Below are 3474 nucleotides of genomic sequence, written 5' to 3'. Positions count from 1 at the left end.
GCACATGGTGCGGCGGGCCCGACGCTTCGTGGCCGAGGCGGGATTCGAACCCGCGACCTCTGGGTTATGAGCCCAGCGAGCTACCGACCTGCTCCACCCGGCGACCTCCACCGTAGAACGCCGGCATGTCCCCGGGCGAGCGAATTTCATCAGCCCCACAGCATCGGGTGCGAGGCCGCGAACCACGTGGGGGCAACACCCCGGTGCCGTTCAGCTCGCCTCGGGCATCGCCGTGTCGCGTGCGGATTCCAGCACGGTGCGCCAGGAGGCGACGTCCGGTCTGCGACGCAGCAGGGCGCGGCGCTCGCGCTCGGTCATGCCGCCCCACACCCCGAACTCGATGCGGTTGTCGAGAGCCTCCGCCAGGCACTCCGTACGCACGGGGCAGCCGGCACATACCGACTTGGCGCGTTTCTGCCGCGCGGCCTCCGCGAACAGCTCCTCCGGATCGGCGCTCCGGCACGCGGCATCCTCGCGCCAGTGGACCTCCACGATTGTCATGTCGTCCTCTCCCCCATCGACATCAGGAGCGAGCCTATGCGGTCGATGCCGCACGGACGTCATGTGGCTTCGTTCATGGCGCATGACATGGCCTGATTCCGCTTGCGCGTCGCGTGTCGTGGAACTCTTCGGCCCACGCGGCACTCGCGTCGGATTGCCACCCTGCCCAGCATTCCGAACTCCCCCACAAACCCCTGACGGTGCGGGCCGATACCCGGCTTTCCTCCGGGCCGGCATGGAGTTCGCGAGCAGGTCTCGAAAGGGTGGCCCCGGACAAAGCCCACCCATATGGCACCTGTGGTGAGTAGCATCCGGCAGCAACACACCAGGTGAAGGAGAATCAGCTGCCATGGCCGAGAACATTCAGATCGCGTACGCCGAGCGGTTCGCGGAGGACATCGAGAAGAACCGTTCCGAGCAGGAGGACATCGCTCGGCAACTCGCCGAACTCCAGGCACGGTTGGACCAGCTCAGGACGGACGAGAAGTGGCTGACCGAGATGCTGGGAACAGTGCCCCCGGCCGCGGATTCGACGCCCGAGACCACCGAGGTGACACCCGTACCCGCACCGGTTGAGGCCCCCCTCACCGAACCTGCGCCGGACGTCGTCGTGCCGCAGCCCAGGCAGGAGAAGGCCACCACCAAGCCGGCCCGGAAGAGCGCTTCCAAGAACCCCGTCGTAAAGAAGCCCGTCGTCAAGAAAGCCGCAGTCAAGAAGCCCGTCGCGAAGAAGACCGTCGCCAAGCAGGCCACTCCCAAGAAGGCCACAGCGCCCCAGGCGCCCGTCGCGAAGAAGACCGACGAGCCTCCCCTGCGCAACCTCATCGAAGGCATCCTGACCAAGCACGCCGGTGAACCCCGCCTGGTCAGCGAGATCCGCACCGAACTCGTGGAGACGTATCCCGAGCGCACGACTTCCATCCAGGTCGTCCGCAACAACCTGGAGAGCATGACCAAGAAGGGCATCGTCGAGAAGGGAACCCAGCAGGGCTCCGTGATGTACTCCAAGCCCGCACGCGCCGAGACCCCCGACGAGGAGACCGCGAAGGCTCCGGCGAACGCCTGACCATCGGGGCGCGGAGGCCCAGGACCGTCTCCGCGAACGAAGCCCACCGACCGCGGTGTTGCACAGACCGATGTTCGGGCCCAACGGCCCGACGGCCTTCACAGCCCCCATGGTCCGATCCAGCCATGGGGGCAGGGGCGCCTGCGGTCGCGAGGCAGTTGCGGGAGCCCATTTCATCCGCCGTACATGGAACCGCCGTTCCTCTTCGCCTACTGTCGTGGGCATGGCAGCAGGAATCCTCACTGCGCGCCGTCACGTCGACCACGGGCGCGCGGCGAGCGCCCTCTGTACGGTCGCCCTGGCGCGCTGACCGCGCCCTCTCCCCCACGGGATCCCCACCTGGCGCTCCGCCTGACTCCCGTCTCTTCCCCTTCCGCATCGCGGCCGACGGCTCGTCCTGGAGTCCGTTCGTCCGCCGCGCCCCCCTGTGCAGACGCACCCCGGAGGAATGGACAACATGAGCGAGAACCAACGCCCGCCGGTGAGCCGACGAGGCTTCCTCGGCGGCGCCGCCGCTGTGGCGGCCGCGACCGCCGTACCCGCCTTCGCGCAGCTCGCCGGAGCCGGCCCCGCCGCTGCCGCCGGCCGCCCGAACATCCTGCTGATCGTCACCGACGACCAGCCGAAGCACACCGAGTGGGCCCTGCCCAAGGCCGTCGCCTGGCTCGCGGACCAGGGTGTGAAGTTCACCAACGGCCACGTCACCACCCCGTTGTGCTCTCCCTCGCGCTCCAGCGTCTTCTCCGGCCGCCACGCCCACAACCACGGCGTGCGCAACAACAAGGCCTCGCTCTCGCTCGACCAGAGCACCACCGTGCAGAAGTACCTCAAGCAGGCGGGCTACCGCACCGGCCTGTTCGGCAAGTACCTCAACTCCTGGACCCTGGCGGACAATCCGCCGCACTTCGAGGAGTTCGCCCTCCTCCAGCCCGGATACGTCGACGCTCAGTGGAACGTCAACGGAACCGTCCAGACGATCAACGGCTACACCACCACCATCGTCAAGAACCGCACTCTGAACTTCCTCGACAAGGCCGCCACGGATTCCCGCCCCTGGTTCGCGTACGTCACCCCTTACGCGTCCCACGGCCCCCGCACCCCCGAGGCGAAGTACGCGGGCACACCGGTCCCGGACTGGAACGGCCGCCCCTCCGTTCCTGAGAGCGACCGCAGCGACAAGCCGGCCTACATAAAGAACGCCACCGGCACCCTCGCCGAAGGCCGGACCATCCGCGCCGAGCAGTTGCGCACACTGCTCAGCGTCGACGACGCGGTGCAGGCCTTCAAGGACAAGCTCCAGGCCCTGGGGCAGCTGGACGACACCCTCGTCATCTACATCGGCGACAACGGCTTCAGCTGGGGGGATCACGGCTGGACCGCGAAGTCGGTGCCCTACCGCCCGGCGCACGAGGTGCCGTTCTACCTCTCCTGGCCGGCCGGCGGGCTGGGAGCGGGGACCGTGGACGACCGCATCGTCGCCAACATCGACATCGCGCCGACCATCCTCGATGCGGCAGGCATCACGCCGAGCGCCCCTCAGGACGGCAGGTCCCTGCTCTCCTCCCACAGCCGTGACCACCTGCTGGTGGAATGGTGGAAGCAGGGCACCGGCACCGGCGGGGCCCCGACGTGGTCCTCGTACGTGGCCAAGGACAAGCAGTACACGGAGTACTACGACCTGACGACCGACGGAAACGGCACGGTATCGGGCACCGGCCAGGTGAAGTTCCGCGAGTACTACGACCTGGCGAACGACCCGTACCAGCTGACCAACAAGCTGTACCAGGCCACCCCGGCCCAGGAGCAGGCCCTCGGCATCCCCGCCCTGGCCGCCCAGCTCGCCGCCGACCGGGTGTCCTGACCCGCACCTGGTACCGCCGGCCGGCACCCGTGTCGCGGGCACGGGT

Annotated in this window: 3 protein-coding genes and 1 tRNA gene; 2 read left to right on the top strand and 2 right to left on the bottom strand. The window is 68.3% G+C overall.

The window, feature by feature from the left end; translation table 11 throughout:
- Nucleotides 1–29: 29 nt before the first annotated feature.
- Both ACFQ7Q_RS37925 and ACFQ7Q_RS37920 read right to left on the bottom strand, forming a co-directional pair.
- Nucleotides 30–103 (bottom strand) — tRNA-Met (locus ACFQ7Q_RS37925).
- A gap of 107 nt (nucleotides 104–210) precedes the next feature.
- Nucleotides 211–501 (bottom strand): WhiB family transcriptional regulator, encoded by a 291-nt coding sequence (locus ACFQ7Q_RS37920; RefSeq protein WP_383563764.1) that lies wholly within the window; start codon nucleotides 499–501, stop codon nucleotides 211–213.
- Between the two features lie 349 nt (nucleotides 502–850).
- Here ACFQ7Q_RS37920 and ACFQ7Q_RS37915 point away from each other — a divergent pair, with 349 nt between their 5' ends.
- Together ACFQ7Q_RS37915 and ACFQ7Q_RS37910 are read left to right on the top strand one after the other, a co-directional pair.
- The gene (locus ACFQ7Q_RS37915) at nucleotides 851–1567 is read left to right on the top strand and encodes a hypothetical protein (protein WP_383563761.1); all 717 of its coding nucleotides are present in this window, start codon (nucleotides 851–853) and stop codon (nucleotides 1565–1567) included.
- Between the two features lie 457 nt (nucleotides 1568–2024).
- Nucleotides 2025–3428, top strand: coding sequence for a sulfatase (locus ACFQ7Q_RS37910; RefSeq protein WP_383563758.1), 1404 nt, complete (start codon nucleotides 2025–2027; stop codon nucleotides 3426–3428).
- Nucleotides 3429–3474 lie beyond the last annotated feature (46 nt).

The organism is Streptomyces sp. NPDC056527 (assembly GCF_042794475.1).
GTDB lineage: Bacteria > Actinomycetota > Actinomycetes > Streptomycetales > Streptomycetaceae > Streptomyces.
This window is presented reverse-complemented; position numbering and strand designations above follow the sequence as displayed.